This window comes from Pseudomonas monachiensis (assembly GCF_047345015.1).
Taxonomy (GTDB): Bacteria; Pseudomonadota; Gammaproteobacteria; order Pseudomonadales; family Pseudomonadaceae; genus Aquipseudomonas; species Aquipseudomonas monachiensis.
Genome location: NZ_CP178857.1, coordinates 5,778,477 through 5,800,254 on the forward strand (window position 1 = coordinate 5,778,477; position 21,778 = coordinate 5,800,254).

The following is a 21,778-nucleotide window of genomic DNA, read 5'->3' on the forward strand; positions in this document are numbered from 1 at the left end:
AGCCTTCAGACGCCCGCCAGCAACGTCTATCGGCCTGTACAAAGTAGCTCATTCGACACAATGGGTTGTCCCCGTGGCACGCATTGCATAGGCTTGCGCGATTGTTTGTCCGCGCTGGTCACGGACCGCCTCCAGGAGAGTGAAAATGGGCCTGAATAATCAGTGGATGCAACGCGACCTCGCCGTGCTGTGGCATCCCTGCACCCAGATGAAAGATCACGAACAACTGCCGCTGATCCCGATCAAGCGCGGGGAAGGCGTGTGGCTGGAAGACTTCGAAGGCAAGCGCTACCTCGATGCGGTCAGCTCCTGGTGGGTCAATGTGTTCGGCCACGCCAACCCGCGGATCAACCAACGCATCAAGGACCAGGTCGACCAGCTCGAACATGTGATTCTTGCCGGCTTCAGCCATCAACCGGTGATCGAGTTGTCCGAGCGCCTGGTGAAGATGACACCGGAAGGCCTGACCCGGTGCTTCTACGCCGATAATGGCTCGTCCTGCATCGAAGTCGCACTGAAAATGAGCTTTCACTACTGGCTCAATCGCGGCCAGCCGAACAAGAAGCGCTTCGTCACACTGACCAACAGCTACCACGGCGAAACCATGGCGGCGATGTCGGTGGGCGACGTACCGCTGTTCACCGAGACCTACAAAGCGCTGTTGATGGACACCATCAAGGTACCGAGCCCGGACTGCTACCTGCGCCCCCAAGGCATGAGCTGGGAAGAACACTCGCGCAACATGTTCGCCGCCATGGAGCAGACCCTGGCCGAAAACCACGACACGGTCGCGGCGGTGATCGTCGAGCCGCTGATCCAGGGCGCTGGTGGCATGCGCATGTACCACCCGGTATACCTCAAGCTGCTGCGAGAGGCCTGCGACCGTTACGGCGTGCACCTGATCCACGACGAAATCGCCGTCGGCTTCGGCCGCACCGGGACGATGTTCGCCTGCGAACAGGCCGGCATCCGCCCTGATTTCCTGTGCCTGTCCAAGGCCCTGACAGGCGGCTATCTGCCGCTGGCGGCATGCATGACCACAGACGACGTCTACAGCGCGTTCTACGACGACTACCCGACCCTGCGCGCCTTCCTGCACTCCCACAGCTACACCGGCAACCCGCTGGCGTGCGCGGCGGCCCTGGCGACCCTGGATATTTTCGAAGAAGACAACGTCATCGAGAACAACAAGGCCCTGGCCCAGCGCATGGCTTCGTCGACGGCGCACCTGGTCGATCACCCGAACGTATCCGAAGTGCGCCAGACCGGCATGGTACTGGCCATCGAGATGGTCAAGGACAAGGCCACCAAGGAAGCTTACCCATGGCAGGAACGTCGCGGCCTGAAGGTGTTCCAGCATGCCCTGGAGCGCGGTGCTTTACTGCGGCCGCTGGGTAGCGTGGTGTATTTCCTGCCGCCCTATGTGATTACCCCGGAGCAGATCGACTTCCTTGCCGAAGTGGCCAGCGAAGGGATCGACATTGCGACCCGTGACAGCGTCAGCGTGGCGGTGCCGAAGGACTTCCATCCTGGGTTCCGTGATCCGGGCTGATTAGTTTCCTGAGTTTCTGTGGTGTCAGGGCTGAAGCTTTCGCGAGCAAGCCCGCTCCCACAGTTGACCGCAATCCCCTGTGGGAGCGGCGGTGCGGCGATCCGACTTGCTCGCGAAGACGCCCATAAGACCTATACATGAATTACAGAGACCCCGCATGAGACTGTCCCGCTTCTTTATCGACGCCCCCCTGAGCATCGGCGAGCACGAGTTGCCCGAAGCCCAGGCCCATTACATCAGCCGCGTGCTGCGCATGGCCGAGGGCGATGCGTTGCAGTTGTTCGACGGTTCGGGCCAGGAGTTTCGCGCCAGGCTGGTCGACGTCGGCAAAAAGCGTGTCGTGGTACAGATCGATGAAAGCTTCGCCGGGCAGATCGAATCGCCGCTGCAGATCCATCTCGGCCAGGGCCTGTCCCGGGGCGAGCGCATGGACTGGGCGATCCAGAAAGCCACGGAGCTGGGCGTCACCGAAATCACCCCGATCTTCACCGAACGCTGCGAAGTCCGGCTCAAGGACGAGCGCGCCGACAAACGCCTGCTGCACTGGCGCCAGGTGGCGATCAGCGCATGCGAACAGTGCGGACGCTCGCGAGTACCGGTGATTCATCCGCCGCTGTTGCTGGTTGACTGGTTGAAGCAGACCGAAGCCGAATTGAAGCTGGTGCTGCATCCGGTGGCGGAGCCGATGGTGAGCCATGCCAAACCTTCGAGTCTGGCATTCCTGATCGGTCCGGAGGGTGGCTTGTCCGATGCCGAAGTCGATCAGGCCAAGGCCAGCGGCTTCCACGCCGCCCGCCTCGGTCCACGGGTGCTGCGCACCGAAACCGCGCCGGTTGTTGCACTGGCGGTGGCCCAGCAGCTTTGGGGTGATTTCTAAAAAGATCGCAGCCTGCGGCAGCTCCTACAGGATGTACGCCATCCAATTGTAGGAGCTGCCGCAGGCTGCGATCTTTTGCATTTACTGCACCGGATCACTCACCGGTTTGGCAATGATTGCCTTGAGTTCGCTGGTCATCGGGAACTCAAGGTTCAACCCCTTCGGCGGGATCGGCTGCTCGAACCAGCGCTTGTAGATGCCATTGATCTCGCCCGAGCTGTACAGATCCGCCAACGCGCCGTTGACCAGCGCCAGGAACTGCGGATCGTCCTTGCGCACCATGCAACTGTAGATCTCCCGAGATTGCTCCTCCCCGACCACCACCCACTTGTGCGGGTCATTGGCCTTGGCACGCTCACCGTAGAGCAGCGCGTCGTCCATGTAGAACGCCACCGCCCGGCCCGACTGCAGCATCTGGAAGGCTTCGCCGTGGTCCTTGGCGCTGATCACGAACATGTCGATCTTGTGATCGACGTTGTAGCTTTTCAGGAAGCGCTCGTTGGTAGTACCGGCGGTGGTCACCACGTTCTTGCCACGCAGATCGGCGAAGCTCTTGATCCCGCTGTCCTTCGCGGTCAGCAACTGGCCTTTGACGTAGATGAAGCCATAGGAGAACGCCACCTGCTTCTGCCGTTCGGCGGTCACGCCGGTGGAGCCGCACTCCAGGTCCACGGTGCCGTTCTGCACCAGTGGAATGCGGGTCTGCGAGGTCACCAGGTTGTACTTCACCTTCAAGTCCGGCAGCGCCAGTTGCTGCTGGATGCGCTCGACGATCTTGCCCGCCAGATCCACCGAGTAACCCATCGGCTTGCCGCTGTGATCACCCACGTAGGAAAACGGCACCGAAGCATCGCGATAGCCCAGGGTAATGCTGTTGGCGCTGGCGATTTTGCTCAGGGTGCCGGTCAGCGGCGCTTCATTGGCCCGGACCTGACTGCCGAGCAACAGGCCAAGCGTACAAGCGAGCAACGTGATTTTTTGCATTGTTATTCTCCGTTGTGGGTGTTGGTTTATCAGACGCGCGCAGCGATGACGGTGATTTCCACCAGCACCTGCGGTCGGGCCAGTTCGGCCTGCACGGTGGTGCGGCTCGGTGCCTGTCCCGGCGATAGCCAGGCCGACCAGACCTCGTTCATCGCGGCAAAATCCTCGGTGATGTTCTTCAGGTAAATGGTCGCACTGAGCAGATGATCCTTGTCGCTGCCCGCCTCGGCCAGCAAGGTATCGATTTTCGCCAGCACTTCGCGGGTCTGACCGCTGGCATCCCGGGCATCGCCCGGCACCTGCCCGGAGAGAAACACCAGGTCGCCAAAGGTCACGGCGCCAGACAGGCGCGGGTTGCTGTGCAGTCGGGTAATGGTCATTGCAGTGCCCTCTTCAAAAATCAGTATTCAGGCGGCCCGGTGGCTGAAACCCTGAAGGTCAATGGACGGCCGGCGCTCGCCGATCAGCTCGCTGAGCAAGCGCCCGCTGCCGCAGGCCAGGGTGAAACCCAGCGCGCCGTGGCCGAGGTTGAGCCACAGGTTGCGATACGCCGTCGCGCCCAGCAACGGTACACCGCTGGGGGTGGCCGGACGCATGCCGGCCCACTCAATGGCTTCGTCATAGGCGCCGGCATTGGGAAAGGTGTCATGGGCCTGACGCTTGATCAGCGCCAGGCGCTTGGGGTCCAGGGCAGGGTCGAAACCGACGATGTCGACCATCGCCGCCACTCGCAATTGCTGGCCGATGCGGGCGTAAACGATCTTGCGGTCGTAGTCAGTGATGCTCACGTCCGGCGCCCGGTGACCGGCGTCGATCGGCACGGTCAGGCTGTAGCCCTTGAGCGGATAAAGCGGCAGTTGCAGCCCGGGAAGCGCCAACAGCGGACTGCGGTGACCGGCGGCGATCACCAGTTGATCGACCGGCAGCACTAGCTCACCCAGTTCGATGGCGTTGACGCCGCCGTTGCTGTGGCGGATGCCGGTCACTGCTTGTCCGAGACGAAATTCGCAACGGCCGGACGCTTGCAGCCGGGCGGCCAGTTGCTGGCAAAAACCGTGGCAGTCGCCGACCTCTTCGTCCGGGGTGTAGATCGCGCCGACAAAGGGCGCATCGATCAGCGCCGGTTCAAGGTGCGCGCATTCGGCCGGCGACAACACCTGCTGGTGCTGCGGGTCAGCCAGGCCCAGGCGCGCATGCTCGAAGCTGCTGCTCTGGCGGAAAGTCACCAGTTTGCCGTTGCGCCGCCACTGGAATCCCGCCAGTCCATCATCCTCGCGCCAAGACTTCAATGTGTCCTGGCTGAACAGCGCCAGACGCAGCAAGTGCGCGGCGTTCTCGCGGTTGACCGAGCGACGGCAAGCGCCGAGGAACGACGCCATCCAGCGCCACTGGGCCAGGTCGAAGCGCGGGCGTAGCTTCAGCGGTGAATCGCCGCGCAGCATCCAGCCGATGGCTTGCAATGGCACACCGGCGTCGGCCAGGGGCGCGACATAGCGATAGGACAACTGGCCGCCGTTGGCGAAGCTGGTTTCGCTGCCCAGCGAGTCCCGGGCCTCGACCACCGTCACCTCAAAGCCGTCGCGCACCAGCGCGTAGGCCGTTGCCAGGCCAATCACACCGCCACCGATGATGCACACACGCTGAGCCATGTCCGTCCTTAAAACTGTTGTGAAGACGAGGCCAAGGTTAGAGCCAGGTGACAGACGCTGAACAATGCATAAAGATGGCAAACCCATAAACAAAGGTTATGGACTTGCCATGCGTCTTCGCCATATCGAGATTTTCCAGGCCATCCGCCAGACCGGTTCGATCAGCGCTGCCGCGCAATTGCTGCACGTCTCGCAACCGGCGGTGAGCAAGGTGTTGCAGCACGCCGAGCAACAATTGGGTTTTCCGCTGTTCCTGCGGGTACGCGGCAAGTTGCAGGCGACGCCGGAAGCGCTGGAACTGGAGCGCGAAGTGGACAAGGTCAGCGAAAGCCTGCAAGGCGTGCGACGCCTGGCGCAGAGCCTGCGCCGCGAACCGGGCCACAGCCTGCGCATCGGTGCCACTCCGGCGCTGGCCCTGTCATTGCTGCCGCCGGCCATTCACGAATGGACCGGGCGTTACCCGGACATCGCTTGCGAACTCTCCAGCGCCCACAGTCGCGAACTGGTGCAGAACCTGTTGATGCGCGAAGTGGATGTCGCCCTGACCCTGCAACGTCCGGATCACCCGGGGCTCAAGGCCCAGGCGCTGGCGTCCGGCGTGCTGGTGGCGCTGGCTCCGATTGGTTACTGGCCCCAGGAAGAGGTGGGTAAACCGTTGCCTCTGCTGGCGCTGGCGGATGCGCCGCTGATCGGTTTATCCAGCGCCGATCCGCTGGCCGCGCGACTCGACAGTTACCTGGAAGCGGTCGAACCGCCGCCTAGGGTACGCATCGCCGTACAAACCTACTCACTGGCACGGGCGATGGTGGAGTCCGGCGCGGGCCTGGCGGTGATCGATCCGTTCACCGCCCTTGGCGCCTCTCCCGCCACCACAACGATCCGCCCCCTGGCACCGCCGTTACCCATCACCCTGTACGCAGTGACCCGCGCCGCCGAACCGCCGCCCCACACCTTGAACGATCTGTTGCAGGTATTCAGCCGTCGAGCCCGGGAGCAGCTGGATCGCCTGGTCCCGGTACAGCCTTAAAGGACATAAAAGAAAATCGCCACAAAGTGCAGCAAGCTCCCGGCGATCACGAATAGATGCCAGATCCCGTGGGCATGGCGCAGGCGATGATCGAGGGCAAAAAAGATAATCCCGACGGTGTACAGCACCCCGCCTGATGCCAGCCACGCAAACCCGGCGCCGCCCAGCGCCGCGAGCAGCGGCTTGACCGCCACCAACACAATCCAGCCCATCACCGCATAAATCACGATCGACAGAATCCGCGCTTCCGAACGTGGCTTGATCTCCTGCAGGATGCCGATCAGCGCCAGTCCCCAGACAATCCCGAACAACGTCCAGCCCCACGGCCCGCGCAGGGTCACCAGGCAAAACGGCGTGTAGCTGCCGGCGATCAACAGGTAGATCGAAAAGTGATCGACCTTCTGCATGATCGCTTTCTTGCGCCCGCGCACGCTGTGGTACACGGTCGATGCGCTGTAGAGCACCAGTAAGGTAAAGGCGTAGATCGCCATGCTGACGATCTTCCACGGGCTGCCGTCGAGACTGGCCAGCACAATCAGCCACACCCCGCCGATAAACGCCGCCACGGCCCCGGCCAGATGCGTCCAGGCGTTCAGTCTTTCCCCGTGATACATACGTTGCTCACCTCGAATTTCATTGCCGCAGAGCGCAAGGCTCAGGCTTGCAGCGTAAAAGCGCAATGTTTCTGTACGACGGGCCCGGCGTAATTGGGCACAATCGAGTCATTCCAAAAAGAGTCCGCCCCATGCTGATCGATGAAGAGTTGACCCTTAAAAAACTCGAGGTGTTCCTGGCCTTCATGCGCACCGGCAACCTGGCGCGGGCCGCGGCCGAGTTGCAGACCAGCAACGTCAGCGTGCATCGGGCGATCCATTCCCTGGAAAGCGCCCTGCGCTGTCCTTTGTTCAAGCACGAAGGCCGCAGCCTGACGCCGCTGGAAAGCGCATATGTGCTGGAAGAGCGAGCGCAGAAGCTGATTCAGGATGTCGTCGAAAGCGTGCGCCTGACCCGCGAAGCCGCCGGATTCTCGGCCGAGCGTTTCAAACTCGGCTCGCTGTACTCACTGACGGTGAAGACCGTGCCACAGCTGATCATGGGTTTGAAGATCCGTCGCAGCGAGCTCAACATCGACCTGATTCTGGGTTCCAACATCGACCTGCTCTACAAGCTCAAGAACATGGAAGTCGATGCGGCCCTGGTGTCCCTGGACGAGAGTGTCAACGATCCGGATTGCGAGCAGATCCCGCTGTTTTCCGACGATATTTTCCTCGCCACACCCGCCGATTCCAAGTTTGCCCAGCGCACCGAAGTCGACCTGGCCGAGGTCCGCGACGAAACTTTCATCACCCTGACCCAAGGCTTCGCCACCCATCAGGACGGCAAGCGGGTATTCGAGCAGGCAGGGTTCGAGCCGAAGGTGGCGATGCAGGTCAACGACATCTTCACCCTGCTGAGCATGGTCAGTTCAGGTGTGGGTTATGCGTTGCTGCCGGGGCGGATTGCGGCGGTGTACGAGAACCGGGTGAAGCTGATCCCGTTGCAGGAAAAGTACCGGTTGCAGCAGCACATTGGCGTGGTGTTCCTGAAGGCCAAGGAGCGTGATCCGAATCTGCTGGCGTTGCTGGCGGAGTGTCGGATGTATGCCAATCGGCAGGTCTGACGGAGCCCTTGTGGCGAGGGAGCTTGCTCCCGTTCGGGTGCGAAGCGCCCGCAAAATCAGGCCACCGGATTTACCTGACTCATCTCGGTGGTAGATTTCAGGGCTGCTACGCAGCCCAGCGGGAGCAAGCTCCCACGCCACAAACAGCAGTCACTGGACTACCCAACAATCCCGCGAACAATGAAGTACAACAGCGAAGGCCCGAGCAAGCAGCCAAGCCCGGTGTGGAAGGTCGCAGTCAACGCGCCATAAGGCACCAGACGCCGATCCGTCGCCGCCAAGCCGGCGGTGACGCCACTGACCGTCCCGGCCAGCCCGCCGAACACCATCGCCGAGCGCGGGTTGTCCAGGCCCATCCAGCGCGCCGCCATCGGCGTGCCGACCATCACCAGAATCGCCTTGATCAGACCCGTGGCAATCGACAGCGCCACCACATCGGAACTGGCGCCAATCGCAGCTCCCGTCACCGGGCCGACGATGTAGGTCACCGCACCGGCGCCGATGGTGGTCATGCTCACCGCATCGCGGTAACCGAAGACCCAGGCCATGCACGCGCCGACAATAAACGGCAGTACGGTGCCCAGCAGCAGCGCAATCACACCGATCAACCCGGCCTTTTTCGCTTCGGTGGCTTGCACCTCGAATGCCGTGGCGACGATGGCGAAGTCCCGCAGCATCGCGCCGCCCATCAGCCCGATACCGGAAAACAGTGTCAGGTCCGCCAGGCCTTTTTGCCCGCCGGTCATCGTGCCGCCGACCCAGGCCAGTACCAGGCCAATGACGATGGCAATCGCCGAGCCGTGGATACGCCCGAAGGTCAGGCGCTTGGAGATCAGCACTGACACCCACATGATCACGCCGACGAAGGCGAATGCGGTGACCAGACCGTTGTGCTCCAGACCGCTCTTGATGAGATCCCACATATCAGCGACCTCCTGCCGGTGCGCCAACCGGTGTTACATCCACCGGTTCATCGGGCAAGGGTTCGCCTTTGTGGGTCCGGCTGATCAGGGCAATGGTGCAGCCGCAGATCACCACCGAACCGATCGCCGCCAACACCGCCACCGGACCGCCATGCAGCGCCGTGACCACGTTTTGTTGCGCGGCCATCGCCACCACCACCGGGATATACATGGCGCCCCAGAAGCCGACGCCCAGCTCGCAATCCTTGGTCATGCCGCCACGCCTGTGCATCCACAACCGTGCGCAGATCAGCAGGATCATCGCGATCCCGACTCCGCCGACGTTTGACTTCACTCCCAGCAACACACCGAGCATGTCACCCATGATCACCCCTGCCAGCGTACAGATCGCCAACAGCGCCACACCGTAAATAATCATTGTTGTAGTCCTCAAAGTGCATTTCGAATGTTGTTTTTGTTGTTCGAAGCCTTAAGTCGGGTGATTTAAGAGTGGCGGCCTTCCTCCTCTCGCATCAGCGCCTGCAAGGTATCGAGCCGGGCACCGTCGAAGGCAATCACGGTACCCTGCTCGAACACCCGGCGCGCCAGTCCGGTCAGCACCGCACCGGGCGGCAGTTCGATCTGTAGACGTACACCACGCTCGTAGGCGCCTTGTACCGTGCCGCGCCAATCGACGATGCGGCACATATTGAAGGCCAGGTCGTCACGCAAGGCTTCAGGCTTGATCAGCGGGCGCGCGCGACTGCCGCTCAGGTAACCGATCTTCGGGGTTTGCAGCGGCACCTTGGCGAAGGCTTCGGCCAACCGTTGCGCGGGCACCTCAAGCAATGGGCAGTGGGACGGCACGCTCACTGCCAGACGCCTGGCCAGGCCAGCCCCGCAACCTTTCGCCAACTCGGCCACTGCTTTCATCGCCGTGTCGCTACCGGCAATCACCACCTGGTTATCGGCGTTGATATTGGCCAGATAAACCGGCATTTGCGCGCTGTGCACCCGGGCCAGCAATCCTTCCACCGTGGCCAGGTCCAGACCGATGATCGCGGTCATACCGTAGCCCTGCGGATAAGCCTGCTGCATCAGCTCACCGCGCAGGCTGACCAGATGCAACGCATCGCTGAACCCCAGGGCACCGGCCACCACCGCTGCCGGGTAAGCACCGATCGACAAGCCGGCCACGTAGTCCGGGGTCAAGCCCAACTGGCGTGAAGCGGCGACACCAGCGATCAGCAGGCAAAGCTGCACCGCCCTCGTCGACTGCAACGCCTCGGCAGAATCCAGCTGCGTCACATCCTCACCGAGCAGGTCGCTCGCCTCGTTCAATGTTTCCCGAGGCAAACGCGCGAGCATTCCGGGTTGTTGCGCGCCCTGGCCGGGGAACACCAGCAAGCTGCTCATGCTGCTTGCTCCTGTGGATTCCACGGATCAGTCACCAGGCTGGCCTGAGTGGCACTTTTCAGCAGGACCCGCGACGAAGCGCCGGCCCATTCGCGCAAGGCAACGGCGCCCGACGGTGTCTGCAATTGCAAGTCCACGCGGCACACGGCTGCATCGAGAACAGCCACCAACGCCCGGGCATCGACACGACTCAACGGACGTGGCGTACGCAGGATCAGATCGAGATCGCTGCCCTCGTGCAAGGCGGCAAATCCACTGGCCAACTCGAACCCGGCGCTGCCGCTGACACCCCAGACCCAACCGCTGTCATCGAGGTGCGAGCGCAGTTGCGCCAAGGCCCGCAGCGCCGGGAAATCGCGCTGGCCTTGAACATGGCACAGCTCTTGCGGCCGCACCCGCCGCGTGATGGCAGCGACTTCCATCACCGCCGCAAATCGCTGTTCGCGCAACGGCCCGCGCACGCCCACCGCCACCTGCCCCGCCTCACTCAAGGCGCGACGGACCACCACCGGCTGGCCGGCACTGATCGACTCGATCACCCAGGCAGGCGCATCCGCCGGCAACTGCCGTGGGGTCATGCCCCACAGCAGGTCGTGAGCCAAGAGCGTGCTCACCACTGCGCTCTCAGCATTTGGCGAACCTTGCTCGACGCCGCCCGATTGGCCGCCCCCAGGCGACCGCCCAGATCACGGCCAGTGGCGGCCACATCGCCAATCGCCAGATGCAGGCACTCGGTCACCCGCGCCAGATCCGCCGCCGTCGGCTGCTCAATCTGCTCCACCGTCAAGGTTTCCCACAGCAGCCCGAGGCTGGCATAGCTGTCGATGTCATAGGCCATCGGCGGCACGCTGGCCGCCAGGGCTTCGAGTTCTTCGACGCTGCGCAAGGTTACCCGCGCCGCCGACGCCTTGCCCATGGCATGCACCATCACCCCCGGATCGCGCAGGGCGATCAAGCGGCTGGCCTGATAGCCGTGGGCCAGAAACGCCCCGGACATCGCCTTGCCCACCAGCAAGCCGATCACCGCATGACCGGCCAGACGGGCACGGGCATAACTGTCCGCCGCAGCGGCCAGCGCCTGATGAATGCCGAGGGCTTCTTCGCGTCGACCGTAAGCCTGGCTCGGCACGTCGACGATGGCGATCAGGGCACGTTTTTGTGCCTTGTCCTGATCGGCGGCGATGACTTCATCCACAGCCTTGGCCAGGCCCCAGCCTTCGAGCAAGCCAACCTCGCCGTTGCGGGCACGGACGAAGCGGTTTTCCGGGTCGGCCACCACCGCGATGAAACGCACAGGCTGATCGCCCAGCGAACCGTCGGCGACCTTCAGCGAAGCCGGCAAACCCTCGACCGCTTTCGCCCCGGCACTCAAGGCATTGAACCAGTTCAAGCCTCGCAGGGAATACGAACTCATGGGCGTTCTCCTTGGTACAGATCGCGAACCACAGATGGCTCGATTTGCGGCTCGGCATCCAGGCGCGCCAGGCGTTGCAGGAACAACTCCGCCTGACGGCTGCGCGGTTGTTCAGGCAAACCTTGCTGGAGCAACTCGCCGACTTGCTGGCGGATCTGCGCCACGTCGTCGGCAACATAGCGATCCACCAGGCCACTGGCAAAGCGCTGCTCACCACCGGTCAGGCTCCAGATGAAGGGCCGGTCGCGGGAGTCGTACTCCTCGAGTCCGGCTTCCTGTTCGATCACCTGTGGACCGTTCAGGCCCAGTCGCGCCTCCCGGGTCACCAACAGATAGCTGCACAACCCGGCGGCAATCGACATGCCGCCAAAGCAACCGACGCTGCCCGCCACCACCCCGACCACGGGTTGGTACTGCTGCAAATCGACAATCGCCGCGTGGATGTCGGCAATGGCCGCCAGGCCGAGGTTGGCTTCCTGCAAGCGCACGCCGCCGGTTTCCAGCAGCAGCACGGCGCGGGTCGGGATGCCGTTGCGGTTGTCTTCGGCGGCCAGTTCCAGTGCGCCGGCAATTTTTGCTCCGCCGACTTCACCGAGGCTGCCGCCCTGGAACGCCCCTTCGATGGCTGCGATCACCACCGGCAAACCATCGAGATTGCCCTTGGCGATCACCACGCCGTCGTCGGCTTGCGGCACCACGCCCTGGCGCGATAGCCACGGCGACATGATCCGTTGAAAGGGGTCGAGCAATTCACGGAAGGTGCCGGCGTCGAGCAGGGCCCTGGTCCGTTGCCGGGCACCGAGTTCGACGAAGCTGTGCTTGTTGAGCAGGGATGCGCTGTCAGTCATGGCCGATCTCCTCGAAGCCCTGTTCCAGGCGCAGGCGCACCACGCCGGGTGTCGCGCCGAAATCGTGGATGTCGATATCCATGGCCGGTGGCGTCTGGCCGTCGAACATCCGTGCGAACAGATGCTGCCAGCGTTGTTCGCTGCCATTGACCGAGGTCTGCACATTGATCGTCAGCTTGCCGGCCTGGCCCGGTTCGATCAGCACTTCCAGATCGCCAGAGCCGACACAGCCCACCAGGGTACGACCGCGTGACGGCTGCCCGGCAGGGAATTCAAAGGATAAGGTTTCCATCAAAACACTCCCTGGATAAGTCCGTCGCCAGACGCGATACGGTCGATGAACAGGCAGGCTGCGAGCAGGTCGGCAGCGCCGCCGGGCGAGGCATTCAACGCGATGAGTTGTTGGTCCAGCTCATGCAGGCGGCGACGTCCGCCGAGGCTGGCACTGCCACCGGCATCGAGCACCGCCCGGGCGCCCAGTTGCATGGTGTTCAGGCCTTCTTCACCGGCGCGATAAAGCACGCAGGTGTCGGCCAGATCGGTCATGATCGCCAGCAGCGCATCGAGCCGGGCGTTCTGTTCGCCATGACCGGCGGCGCGGCTGCGCAGCAGTTGTGGCAGAGCACGTTGAGTCACCGCAGGAAAACCCAGTTGCGCTTCTTCACGGGCGCCGCGAGCGCCGTAGCGTTGGGCGACTTGCGCACCGTGACTGAGCGGACGTGGTGCAAAACGGTCGTCGAGCAAGGCCAACCTCGCAGCACGTAACGCCACGCTATTGGCGCTGCAGGATTGAGGTTCCAGTGCAGCGGCAGTGATCAACAAGCCCAAGGCCCAGATTGCCCCGCGATGGGTGTTCACCCCGCCGGTAGTGTCGAGCATGACTTGCTCACCTTCGCGACCGATGCGGCCCACGGCTTCGCGCAGGGGCAAGCCGATTTCGCCGAGCTCGATGGCGGCTTCAGCCATTTCTTTAAAGGCCGGCCACAAAGACAGCGCTGAAGCGTGCATCAGCCCCAGGTGCAAATCGGTGTGGGCGCCATTGCCGCGACGGTCGACCAGTGCCGGCTTTGGCGACAGATCAGCCTCGTCGATCAGCGCGTCCACTGCCAGGTCCGCCAGCCGTTCGGCCAGGCTCAGGCTTTTGGGTTGCAGGTTAAGTGCGTGCATTACCAGCTCCTGAACTTGGCGGGCGGGTTGTAGAGGCCACCGGACCATTCCACCAGATCGGCCACGCTTTTCGCCGCGAGCAGTTCGCGGGTGGCATCGGTGCGGCGGATGCCGAGGTCTTCGGGCAAGGCGATCAGCCCTTCGCGGCGCATGCGTGCGGTGTCTTTGGGGTTGTGGCGCAGGCCGATGGCGGTCACCCCGGCGACGGCGGCGATCATCGCCTGGCGTTCTTCCAGCGAGCGCGCCTTGTACAGGTAGGCGATGCCTTCTTCGGTCAACAGGTGGGTCACGTCGTCACCGTAGACCATGATCGGCGCCAGTGGCATGCCGCTCTTCTTCGCCACATCGACCGCATCGAGGGTTTCAACGAAAGTCGGTTTGCCGCCCTCCTGGAAGGTTTCGACCATCTGCACCACGAGCTTTTTGCCGCGCTCAAGCATCGGCTCTGCCACGTCGGTGTTGCGCATGTCGAGCCAGGCCGGTGTGCTGTGACGACGACCGCGCGGGTCGTGACCCATGTTCGGTGCCCCGCCGAAACCGGCCAGACGCCCGCGGGTCACGGTGGAAGAATGCCCGTCGCCATCGACTTGCAAAGTCGCGCCGATGAACAGGTCCACGGCGTATTGCCCGGCCAGTTGGCTGAACATCCGATTGGAACGCAGGGAGCCGTCGCGCCCGGTAAAGAACACATCCGGCCGCGCCGCAATGTAGTTCTCCATCCCCAGTTCGGTGCCGAAGCAATGCACGCTTTCCACCCAACCACTTTCGATGGCGGGAATCAGGGTCGGGTGCGGGTTGAGGGTCCAGTTGCGGCAGATCTTGCCTTTGAGGCCGAGGGACTCGCCATAGGTCGGCAGGATCAGTTCGATGGCGGCCGTGTTGAAACCGATGCCGTGATTGAGCGACTGCACGTTGTGTTTTTCGTAGATCCCGCGGATCGCCATCATCGCCATCAGCACGTGCACGGGCTTGATGTGCCGAGGGTCGCGGGTGAACAGCGGTTCGATATAGAACGGCTTGTCGGCCACCACCACGAAGTCGACCCAGGAGGCGGGAATGTCGACGCGTGGCAAGTCGCTGACGTCGTCCACCAACTGGTTGACCTGGACGATGACGATGCCGTCGCTGAAGGCCGCCGGCTCGATCAGTGCCGGGGTGTCTTCAGTGCTGGGGCCGGTGTAGATGTTGCCGGCGCGGTCGGCCATGAACCCGGCCGAAAGTACGACATTGGGGATCAGGTCCACCACCAGCCGTGCGTAGAGTTCGATGTAGGTGTGGATCGCGCCGACTTCCAGCAGGCCGTCTTCAAGCAACTGACTGATGCGCAGGCTCTGGGTGCCGGCGAAAGAGAAGTCGAGCTTGCGGGCGATGCCGCGTTCGAACAGGTCCAGGTGCTCGGAGCGTCCGACGCTGGGCATGATCATGTGCAAGTCATGCAGCTTCGCGGGGTCGGCCTTGGCCAGGGATCGCGAAAGGAAATCCGCCTGCTTCTGGTTGTTGCCTTCGAGCACCACGCGGTCGCCGGGCAGGATCAGCGCTTCAAGCGCCGCGACGATGTTGTCGGTGGGCAACACCACACCGTCGGCAAGACCTCGCACCAGCTCGAGGCGCCGCTGCTTTTCGCTGCGCCGCCGCGTCCATCGCGAGTCGGGGGATATTGTTGTTGTCATGACCACTCCACGGGTTCGCTGTCGTGGAGCTACCTTAGGAGTGTTGGGCGCAGCGTATCAATCAAGCAGAGTGGTGGATCGTTACGCTCAGGTTAATGGTTAGAGTTGAGATTTTCGTCGACGCGCAAGACGCCATCGCGAGCAAGCTCGCTCCCACAAGGGTTTTGTGTGCACAGCAGATCCACTGTGGGAGCGAGCTTGCTCGCGATGGGGCCCTTCAGGCGAGCCCCGCATCCACCAACAACGCCTCCAGCGCCAACAGATCCGGCACCTTGGCCACCTGCTCGCCCACCTGCACCGCCGCTTGTTCCAGCGCACACAACGGCACATCCACGTAACTCAACTGGCTATCGAGCTTGCAGGAGCGCGGAATCCCCTGCACCAACAGCGCAATGAATTTCAGCTCGGGACGCCCGCCGAGGGCGTTGAGAATGACGATCCGCGCGCGTTCGCCAATGACGATTTTCTGCGCGCATGCCGACTCGAAACTCAGCAGCGGAATCTGCCGGTCGCGCCACGTCACCAGGCCCAGGTACCACGGCGGTGTGTCGAGGTCGAAGGTCCCCGGCTGCTGGTAATCGATCAGCTCGGCAACGGCGACATTGGGCAGGATCAGGTTGCGGTCGGCCAACGGCAGCAGAAGGCCGGTGAGGTTGCTGGTGCGGTGTTCAAGCATGGGTCTTGCTCCACAAGGCGATGCTTTCGAGCAGCACCGATTCCTGGTACGGCTTGCCCAGGTAGTCGTTGACGCCGATGGCCATGGCGCGGTCGCGGTGTTTCTGCCCGGTGCGGGAGGTGATCATGATGATCGGCAGGTGTTGCAGGCGCTCGTCGTTGCGCACCTGGGTCGCGACTTCGAAGCCATCCATGCGCGGCATCTCGATGTCCAGCAGCATCAGGTCGGGCATGTGCTCTTCCAGCAGCAGCATGGCGTCGACCCCGTCCTTGGCGGTCAGCACATTCATGCCATGGCGTTCGAGCAAGCGGCTGGTGACCTTGCGCACGGTGACCGAGTCGTCGACTACCATCACCAGCAGCGGGCGCTGCGGTTCGGCCTCGATCTCTTGCCCCGGCGAACGCTGGGGGACACGGGCCTGCATGGCGCGGATCGGCGCCAGCAAATCCAGAATCAGCACCACCCGGCCGTCGCCGAGAATCGTCGCACCGGATACCCCTTGTACCGCCGCAAACTGCGGCCCCAGGCTCTTGACCACGATTTCGCGAGTGCCGGCCATGGCGTCCACCAGCACCGCAATGTGCCGTTCGTTGCACTGCACCAGCAACACCGGCAATGGCAGGCTCTGGCCCAAGAGTTTCGGGCGCTGGCTGGTTTTCAACAACTCGCCCAGATAGCACAGCTCGTAACGTTGTCCGGCGTATTCGTAGGTCGGTGAATCGAAACGGAAATACCCTTCGAGTTCATTGGGCAGGACACGCACGATGCCGTCGATGGTATTGAGCGGGATCGCGTATTGGTCCTCACCGCACTGCACCATCAACGCCCGGTTGACCGATACGGTAAACGGCAGGCGAATGCGGAAATGCACGCCCTGCCCGGGCACCGAGTCGATGCTCATGGTGCCGCCCAGTTGCCGCACCTCTTCGTGCACCACGTCCATGCCGACGCCGCGCCCGGAGATCTGGGTGATTTTTTCGGCGGTGGAAAACCCCGGTTGCAGGATGAACTGCAACACGTCGTGATCACTGATGATGCTGTCCGGGGCGAGCAAGCCGCGCTTGATCGCCTTGCGCCGCACCGCGTCCAGCGGCACACCGGCGCCGTCGTCGCGGATGTCGAAAATGATGTCGCCGCCTTCGCGCAGCAGATCGAGGGAGATCTTGCCCTTGGCCGGTTTCCCTGCCGCCAGCCGCGCTTCGACGGACTCCAGGCCATGGTCGACGGCGTTGCGCAGCATGTGTTCCAGCGGCGCGGCCATGCGCTCGAGAACGTTGCGATCCATCTCGCCTTCGGCGTTGTCGACGATGAAGTCCACGTCCTTGCCCAGTTCGCTGGACACCTGCCGGACGATGCGCTGCAAACGCGGGAGCATGCGTTCGAACGGCACCATGCGCGTGCGCATCAGGCCTTCCTGCAATTCGGTGTTGATGCGGCCCTGCTGTTGCAGCAGGTTTTCCGTGTCGTGATTGCGTCGCTCGAGGGTTTCCTTGAGGTCGAGCAAGTCAGAGGCCGACTCGAACAGCGCCCGGGACAGCTGCTGCAACTGTGAGTGGCGGTCCATTTCCAGCGGGTCGAATTCCTCGTAGCCCAAGCGTTCGGCGTCGACTTGCTGGCGGCTGAGGATCCGCCCCTGGGTCTCGGTATCGAGGCGGCGCAACTGGTCGCGCATCCGCTCGATGGTGGTCTCCATCTCATTCAGGGCGATGTGCGCATCGTTGACCTGCTGTTCGATCCGGCCACGGAAGATCGAGGTCTCACCGGCCAGGTTGACCAGATCGTCGAGCAGTTCCGCCGAGACCTTGACCATGTCGGCGCCGGCATCGGGCGGCGGCGCCAGCGGCTCGGCCTTGGCCTTGGCCGGCGGCGCAACCGGCGCGGGCGATTCCGGCACGGCCGGGTGGCTGAAGTTCTTGATTGCATCGATCAAGCGGTCGGCCGGCGGCATCGGCTCACCGGCGCGGGCCGCATCGAGCATCTGCGCCAGGCGGTCATGGCTGCGCTGCAACAACGCGAACAAGGGTTCAGTCGGTTGCAGCACGCCAGTGGACAGGCCTTCGTAGAGGAACTCCAGTTCATGGGCCAGATCGCCAATCGCGGCGATTTCCACCATGCGCGCACCACCCTTGAGGGTGTGCAGGTCCCGCAGCAGGGTTTCCACTTCCTGGCGACTCGAAGGCTGGGCCTGCCAGCGCGCCAGCGCCGCCCCCGAGCTTTCGATGATGTCGAAACCTTCCTCAAGGAAGATCTCCAGCAATTCCGGATCGTGCGCAGTCGGGTCGGTGCCGGTCGCCTGCCGGGCCCCCTCGGCGACACCTGCATGCCCTTGACGGTAGGCGCGAATGGCTTCGATCAGCTCACGGGAATTGTCCAGCGGCTGGTTGAGCTGCAACTGTTCGAGGTACAACGCCAGTCGCTCATGGCACTGTTTGAGCAGCACCGCCAGTGAATCGCTGAAGGCATAACGACGATCCACCAGGCCCTGGTAAAGGCTTTCCAATTCATGGACCAGATCGCCGACCGGCCCGATCTCGGCCATGCGCGCGCCGCCTTCGAGGGTGTGCAGATCCCGTTGCAGGGACGACAGCGGCGCGGCGTTGTCCGAGTCGCGTAACCAGCGCTGCAAGGCCTGACCGGCGCTCTCGAGGATATCCACCGCTTCTTCAAGGAAGATCGCGACGATCTCATCGTCCACCCCCGGCGCCGTCGCACGCTGCTCAAGCTCGGCGGTGGCCGTACCCAATTCACGGATGCTCAGGCTGCGGCTGCCATCGCTGCGGATCAGGCCCACGGCCGACGGGTCAAGGCTCTCGTCGAGCAGTTCGCGCAAGGCCCTGATCCGTTGCGGTTGGGGGCTGACTTCCTGGCCCGCGGCCAACTCGTCGAGCATGTTGATCAGCGCTTCGTGGGCAGCCTGTGCCTCCTGGAAAAACCGCTCGCTGACCGCCAGGCTGCTTTCTTCCACGGCGCCGTACAGATCGAGCAACGCTTCGCACAGTTCATCCACCGGGTGCAGGTCGGCCAGATGGGCGCCTTCGCCAAGGGTGGTCAATTCGTCCAGCAGAGCGCTGAGTTCCTGACGTTCGCCGGGATGTTGCTGCCAACGCTGCAGCAGGCTTTCGGCGTCCAGCAGGATGTCCATGCCCTGGGCGAGGAAGTTGTTGATCAGTTGCGGGTCGCGCTTGATCCGCAGCCCGGTGTTTGGTGTGCTCAGGAGGCTTTCCAGGCGCTCGGCCAGCAGCGCCCTGGCGCGCTCGTTCAAACCCCGGGCACCGGGAATTTCCGCCAGCGGATCTGTCTTGAGCTGGCGCAAGCCGAGGCGAAACAGCCCTTCAGCTTCCAGCAGCAATTCGACTTCATCCAGATCCAGCGCGAGCAGGTGCGCCTTGTATTCCCGGGCCAGTTGATCCAGCGGTGCGGCCAGTTCGGCAATCGGCAACACGCCGGCCATGTAGGCACTGCCCTTGAGGGTGTGCAAGGCGCGCTGCAATTCGTCGCTGGCCTGCAACGGTACATGTTCGGCGGCCTGATCAAGGAAGCGATTGAGGCTACCCAGATGGGTTTCGGCCTCTTTGCGAAAGATCTCCAGCAATAGCGGATCGAGGGCCGCGACATCTTGCGTATCCTCATCGGACACGGGTTCATTGCCCTTGGCCAGGGCATGGGCGCGGGCGGCCAGCTGATCGACATCGTTGCGCTGGCGCTGGGCATTGGCGGCGTATTCGGCCACCAGCTCCGGCAGCAGATGCAGCACATCGCCGATCAGTTGCTGCACCTTGGCACCCGGCTCCACGCTGCTTTCCAGTACCCGGTTGAGCAGGTTTTCCACAGCCCAGGCCAGCTCACCCAGCACCAGGGCGCGCACCATGCGACCACTGCCCTTGAGGGTGTGGAAAGCGCGGCGCAGTTCGCTCAGGGCCGAGCGGTTGTCAGGGTTGGCGGACCAGCGCGGCAAGTACTCGCGCAGGATTTCCAGGACTTCGTCGGTTTCTTCGAGGAACACTTCGCGCAGTTCCTCGTCCACCGGCACTTCGCCCGAGGGCGGCGGCAGCAGGCTGCCAGGGGTGTTCTGCGCGGGCGGGTTCAGGCTCGAAACCGGGCTGGCGAGCACATCGGCCAGGGTCTGGACGACCTGAGGATCATCCAGCTCCTGCATCATCTGCATGACCTGCGCATCGCTCGGGTTGAGCACATCATCCAGCACGGGTACGTGTTGCTCACTAGGGAAAAAACCGAGGCTCGCCAGGCTTTTTTCCGCGACATCGAGCAGGTTTTCGCACTGGGCCTGCGGGTCATCGCTGAGGCGCTCAAGGTAGTACTCGATGCTGGTGATCACGTCGGCCAGGCTGTCCAGTTCCTGCCAGCCCGGTTGGCCCGGCTCGAGCAACAGGTGCTCGCGGATAAAGTGATTGCAGGTTTCCACCAGGCTCGCCGCCCGGCTCAAGGGAATCATCGCCAGCGCCCCGCGCACCTGGGTCAGCAAGGCCGGCAACGCCTGCAAGTGCTGGCGGTCCCAATCGGCGTCGATATAGTCGACGATCATGTCCTTGGCCTGCTGCAAACAGATGCGGGCCTCCTTGATCACGATCTGATGGATCTGCGTCAGATCGGTGGTCGGCAGGCGGTTGTCGTCCTGGCTCTCCGGCTCAACGGTTCCGACCATGCCGGCCAGCGTCGCTTCGACGTACAACAAGGCCCCGGCAACGTCCATGAGGATCGCATCGTTGGGTTCGCGCTGGCCCTGAGCGAGGCTGAGCACCACCGCCAGTTGATCGATGATCACCTTGCGCGGTTGGCCGAAACCCAGCACCGCCAGGGTGTCGGCGATTTGCCGCAGCGGCGCCAGCAGGCTGTCGAGGTCGGAGGTGTGCTGGCGGTCACTGCGCACGAACAGGTCCAGGCGCTCCTTGACCCGCACCAGCTCTTCGCACAGTGCAGCCAGCACCGAGCGCATGGCGTCACGGTCGGGACCTGCCAGCCGCGCGCGTTCTTCATCGACCATCGCGCTGTCGGGCAGCGCGTCGTCCAGTGAGTAGCGTTCTTTCATGGTCAGCATCTGCCCGGTGGGATGTTCGGCCTTGGCAATGTAGAACAGCAAACTCTTGAGCAGCTCCGGCGGGGCCGGTTGATTGATGCCGGGCATGCCTTGTTCGAGCAGGCGTTTGAGTTCCTTGTCGGCCTCCTTGAACAGGCTGCGCAAGGCCGGGCTATTGGCGATCGCACCGCCCTGCATGCCTTCGACCAGCGCCGATGCCACCTGCCATAACGGGCTCAGGGGGGCGTCTGCGCACAGTGTTTCGAGGCGGGTGAAGACCTTGGCCAGGTAATCTAGGTTGGTGTCGTTGTCCTGTTCACGCAGGAATCCGACCAGCGCCATTTGCAGCATCTGCCGCAGCTTGCGCAGCACACCGGGCAACTCGGCCGGTTCCAGCTGCGCCAGCGTTTGTGCGTCCAACGCTGGCAACTCGGGCAATTGCGGGCTGAACAGGCTGGTTTCCGACAGCAGGCTTTCGCCCCGGGCGCTGCGCAGGTCGTTGATCAAGGGCAACACCACCAATGGCAGGTCGCGACGCGCGCCTTGCACCCGGTCAAGGTAGATCGGCAGTTGCCCGAGGGCCTGCATCAACAGGTGCAACGCCTCGTCGCGATGGCTGACACGATTGCCTTGCAGGGCCATGGCCAGTTGTTCCATTTCTTCGGCGAGCAACGCCGCGCCGTAGAACTCGACCATCTGCAAACTGCCGTGGACCTGATGGATGCATGCCAGGCAATCATCCAGCGCTTGGGTCGCCTGCGGGTCATCGAGCAGGTTTTCAATCGCGTGATGAGCCTGTTTCAGCGTTTCGGCAATCTCGCCCTTGACCCACTCGAGGGCCACATAGTCGTGCCGATCACCCATAACCACTCCAATCACAATTCAGACACCCATGGGCGGT

At 63.1% G+C, this 21,778-nt stretch carries 19 protein-coding genes; 4 read left to right on the forward strand and 15 right to left on the reverse strand.

All coding sequences use genetic code 11. The annotated features are described in order from the left end of the window. Window positions 1-145 precede the first annotated feature (145 nt). Both ACMDB8_RS26020 and ACMDB8_RS26025 read left to right on the forward strand, forming a co-directional pair. The gene (locus ACMDB8_RS26020) at window positions 146-1,552 is read left to right on the forward strand and encodes an adenosylmethionine--8-amino-7-oxononanoate transaminase (protein ID WP_056726518.1); all 1,407 of its coding nucleotides are present in this window, start codon (window positions 146-148) and stop codon (window positions 1,550-1,552) included. Window positions 1,553-1,709: 157 nt separating this feature from the next. Next, window positions 1,710-2,429, forward strand: a complete 720-nt coding sequence (locus ACMDB8_RS26025; protein ID WP_056726517.1) for a 16S rRNA (uracil(1498)-N(3))-methyltransferase — start codon at window positions 1,710-1,712, stop codon at window positions 2,427-2,429. A gap of 81 nt (window positions 2,430-2,510) precedes the next feature. Here ACMDB8_RS26025 and ACMDB8_RS26030 read toward each other — a convergent pair whose 3' ends face one another. From ACMDB8_RS26030 to ACMDB8_RS26040, 3 genes are read right to left on the reverse strand one after another with little or no spacing between them, the layout of a single operon-like run. Further along, window positions 2,511-3,413: a transporter substrate-binding domain-containing protein gene (locus tag ACMDB8_RS26030; protein WP_056726516.1), complete on the reverse strand. Its 903-nt coding sequence runs from the start codon at window positions 3,411-3,413 to the stop codon at window positions 2,511-2,513. Between the two features lie 29 nt (window positions 3,414-3,442). After that, a complete protein-coding gene (locus ACMDB8_RS26035; protein ID WP_007975437.1) occupies window positions 3,443-3,793 on the reverse strand; it encodes a RidA family protein in 351 nt (116 codons plus the stop codon). A gap of 27 nt (window positions 3,794-3,820) precedes the next feature. Further along, window positions 3,821-5,062 carry a D-amino acid dehydrogenase gene (locus ACMDB8_RS26040; RefSeq protein WP_056726515.1) on the reverse strand — a complete coding sequence of 414 codons (1,242 nt, stop codon included), beginning with the start codon at window positions 5,060-5,062 and terminating at the stop codon, window positions 3,821-3,823. A gap of 109 nt (window positions 5,063-5,171) precedes the next feature. Here ACMDB8_RS26040 and ACMDB8_RS26045 point away from each other — a divergent pair, with 109 nt between their 5' ends. Then, window positions 5,172-6,089 (forward strand): LysR family transcriptional regulator, encoded by a 918-nt coding sequence (locus ACMDB8_RS26045; RefSeq protein ID WP_056726514.1) that lies wholly within the window; start codon window positions 5,172-5,174, stop codon window positions 6,087-6,089. Here the strand turns inward: ACMDB8_RS26045 and trhA are convergent. Then, a complete protein-coding gene (trhA, locus tag ACMDB8_RS26050) occupies window positions 6,086-6,703 on the reverse strand; it encodes a PAQR family membrane homeostasis protein TrhA (RefSeq protein ID WP_007975433.1) in 618 nt (205 codons plus the stop codon). The genes ACMDB8_RS26045 and trhA overlap by 4 nt on opposite strands. Window positions 6,704-6,834: 131 nt before the next feature. Here trhA and ACMDB8_RS26055 point away from each other — a divergent pair, with 131 nt between their 5' ends. Continuing rightward, entirely contained in the window at window positions 6,835-7,749 is a 915-nt protein-coding gene (locus tag ACMDB8_RS26055) for a LysR family transcriptional regulator (RefSeq protein WP_046039288.1), read from the forward strand. 158 nt (window positions 7,750-7,907) lie between these two features. Here ACMDB8_RS26055 and madM read toward each other — a convergent pair whose 3' ends face one another. The 11 genes from madM to ACMDB8_RS26110 all read right to left on the reverse strand — a co-directional run bounded on the left by madM (window position 7,908) and on the right by ACMDB8_RS26110 (window position 21,741). Further along, the gene (gene madM, locus ACMDB8_RS26060) at window positions 7,908-8,672 is read right to left on the reverse strand and encodes a malonate transporter subunit MadM (RefSeq protein WP_056726513.1); all 765 of its coding nucleotides are present in this window, start codon (window positions 8,670-8,672) and stop codon (window positions 7,908-7,910) included. 1 nt (window position 8,673) lies between these two features. Then, on the reverse strand, window positions 8,674-9,090 hold the full coding sequence (madL, locus tag ACMDB8_RS26065; protein WP_056726512.1) for a malonate transporter subunit MadL: 417 nt from the start codon (window positions 9,088-9,090) through the stop codon (window positions 8,674-8,676). 65 nt (window positions 9,091-9,155) lie between these two features. After that, on the reverse strand, window positions 9,156-10,067 hold the full coding sequence (gene mdcH, locus ACMDB8_RS26070; protein WP_409078147.1) for a malonate decarboxylase subunit epsilon: 912 nt from the start codon (window positions 10,065-10,067) through the stop codon (window positions 9,156-9,158). Then, window positions 10,064-10,684: a malonate decarboxylase holo-ACP synthase gene (locus tag ACMDB8_RS26075; protein ID WP_056726510.1), complete on the reverse strand. Its 621-nt coding sequence runs from the start codon at window positions 10,682-10,684 to the stop codon at window positions 10,064-10,066. The genes mdcH and ACMDB8_RS26075 overlap by 4 nt, the downstream gene beginning before the upstream one ends. After that, the gene (mdcE, locus tag ACMDB8_RS26080; protein WP_409078148.1) at window positions 10,678-11,481 is read right to left on the reverse strand and encodes a biotin-independent malonate decarboxylase subunit gamma; all 804 of its coding nucleotides are present in this window, start codon (window positions 11,479-11,481) and stop codon (window positions 10,678-10,680) included. The genes ACMDB8_RS26075 and mdcE overlap by 7 nt, the downstream gene beginning before the upstream one ends. After that, complete coding sequence (locus tag ACMDB8_RS26085; RefSeq protein WP_056726508.1) at window positions 11,478-12,329, reverse strand: biotin-independent malonate decarboxylase subunit beta; 852 nt, start codon at window positions 12,327-12,329, stop codon at window positions 11,478-11,480. Before ACMDB8_RS26085 ends, mdcE begins: the two co-directional genes overlap by 4 nt. Next, the gene (locus ACMDB8_RS26090) at window positions 12,322-12,621 is read right to left on the reverse strand and encodes a malonate decarboxylase subunit delta (protein WP_056726507.1); all 300 of its coding nucleotides are present in this window, start codon (window positions 12,619-12,621) and stop codon (window positions 12,322-12,324) included. Before ACMDB8_RS26090 ends, ACMDB8_RS26085 begins: the two co-directional genes overlap by 8 nt. Next, window positions 12,621-13,496 (reverse strand): triphosphoribosyl-dephospho-CoA synthase, encoded by an 876-nt coding sequence (locus ACMDB8_RS26095; RefSeq protein ID WP_409078149.1) that lies wholly within the window; start codon window positions 13,494-13,496, stop codon window positions 12,621-12,623. Before ACMDB8_RS26095 ends, ACMDB8_RS26090 begins: the two co-directional genes overlap by 1 nt. Further along, on the reverse strand, window positions 13,496-15,166 hold the full coding sequence (gene mdcA / locus ACMDB8_RS26100) for a malonate decarboxylase subunit alpha (RefSeq protein ID WP_056726505.1): 1,671 nt from the start codon (window positions 15,164-15,166) through the stop codon (window positions 13,496-13,498). The genes ACMDB8_RS26095 and mdcA overlap by 1 nt, the downstream gene beginning before the upstream one ends. 217 nt (window positions 15,167-15,383) lie before the next feature. Next, the gene (locus ACMDB8_RS26105) at window positions 15,384-15,842 is read right to left on the reverse strand and encodes a chemotaxis protein CheW (protein ID WP_409078150.1); all 459 of its coding nucleotides are present in this window, start codon (window positions 15,840-15,842) and stop codon (window positions 15,384-15,386) included. Continuing rightward, window positions 15,835-21,741 (reverse strand): Hpt domain-containing protein, encoded by a 5,907-nt coding sequence (locus ACMDB8_RS26110; protein ID WP_409078151.1) that lies wholly within the window; start codon window positions 21,739-21,741, stop codon window positions 15,835-15,837. The genes ACMDB8_RS26105 and ACMDB8_RS26110 overlap by 8 nt, the downstream gene beginning before the upstream one ends. Between the last annotated feature and the right edge of the window lie 37 nt (window positions 21,742-21,778).

What these genes read in the sequence shown, in the direction of transcription:
- ACMDB8_RS26020 (WP_056726518.1), top strand. Translation starts at nt 146, where the DNA reads ATGGGCCTGAATAATCAGTGGATGCAACGCGACCTCGCCGTGCTGTGG.
- ACMDB8_RS26025 (WP_056726517.1), top strand. Translation starts at nt 1,710, where the DNA reads ATGAGACTGTCCCGCTTCTTTATCGACGCCCCCCTGAGCATCGGCGAG.
- ACMDB8_RS26030 (WP_056726516.1), bottom strand. Translation starts at nt 3,413, where the DNA reads ATGCAAAAAATCACGTTGCTCGCTTGTACGCTTGGCCTGTTGCTCGGC.
- ACMDB8_RS26035 (WP_007975437.1), bottom strand. Translation starts at nt 3,793, where the DNA reads ATGACCATTACCCGACTGCACAGCAACCCGCGCCTGTCTGGCGCCGTG.
- ACMDB8_RS26040 (WP_056726515.1), bottom strand. Translation starts at nt 5,062, where the DNA reads ATGGCTCAGCGTGTGTGCATCATCGGTGGCGGTGTGATTGGCCTGGCA.
- ACMDB8_RS26045 (WP_056726514.1), top strand. Translation starts at nt 5,172, where the DNA reads ATGCGTCTTCGCCATATCGAGATTTTCCAGGCCATCCGCCAGACCGGT.
- trhA (WP_007975433.1), bottom strand. Translation starts at nt 6,703, where the DNA reads ATGTATCACGGGGAAAGACTGAACGCCTGGACGCATCTGGCCGGGGCC.
- ACMDB8_RS26055 (WP_046039288.1), top strand. Translation starts at nt 6,835, where the DNA reads ATGCTGATCGATGAAGAGTTGACCCTTAAAAAACTCGAGGTGTTCCTG.
- madM (WP_056726513.1), bottom strand. Translation starts at nt 8,672, where the DNA reads ATGTGGGATCTCATCAAGAGCGGTCTGGAGCACAACGGTCTGGTCACC.
- madL (WP_056726512.1), bottom strand. Translation starts at nt 9,090, where the DNA reads ATGATTATTTACGGTGTGGCGCTGTTGGCGATCTGTACGCTGGCAGGG.
- mdcH (WP_409078147.1), bottom strand. Translation starts at nt 10,067, where the DNA reads ATGAGCAGCTTGCTGGTGTTCCCCGGCCAGGGCGCGCAACAACCCGGA.
- mdcE (WP_409078148.1), bottom strand. Translation starts at nt 11,481, where the DNA reads ATGAGTTCGTATTCCCTGCGAGGCTTGAACTGGTTCAATGCCTTGAGT.
- ACMDB8_RS26085 (WP_056726508.1), bottom strand. Translation starts at nt 12,329, where the DNA reads ATGACTGACAGCGCATCCCTGCTCAACAAGCACAGCTTCGTCGAACTC.
- ACMDB8_RS26090 (WP_056726507.1), bottom strand. Translation starts at nt 12,621, where the DNA reads ATGGAAACCTTATCCTTTGAATTCCCTGCCGGGCAGCCGTCACGCGGT.
- ACMDB8_RS26095 (WP_409078149.1), bottom strand. Translation starts at nt 13,496, where the DNA reads ATGCACGCACTTAACCTGCAACCCAAAAGCCTGAGCCTGGCCGAACGG.
- mdcA (WP_056726505.1), bottom strand. Translation starts at nt 15,166, where the DNA reads ATGACAACAACAATATCCCCCGACTCGCGATGGACGCGGCGGCGCAGC.
- ACMDB8_RS26105 (WP_409078150.1), bottom strand. Translation starts at nt 15,842, where the DNA reads ATGCTTGAACACCGCACCAGCAACCTCACCGGCCTTCTGCTGCCGTTG.
- ACMDB8_RS26110 (WP_409078151.1), bottom strand. Translation starts at nt 21,741, where the DNA reads ATGGGTGATCGGCACGACTATGTGGCCCTCGAGTGGGTCAAGGGCGAG.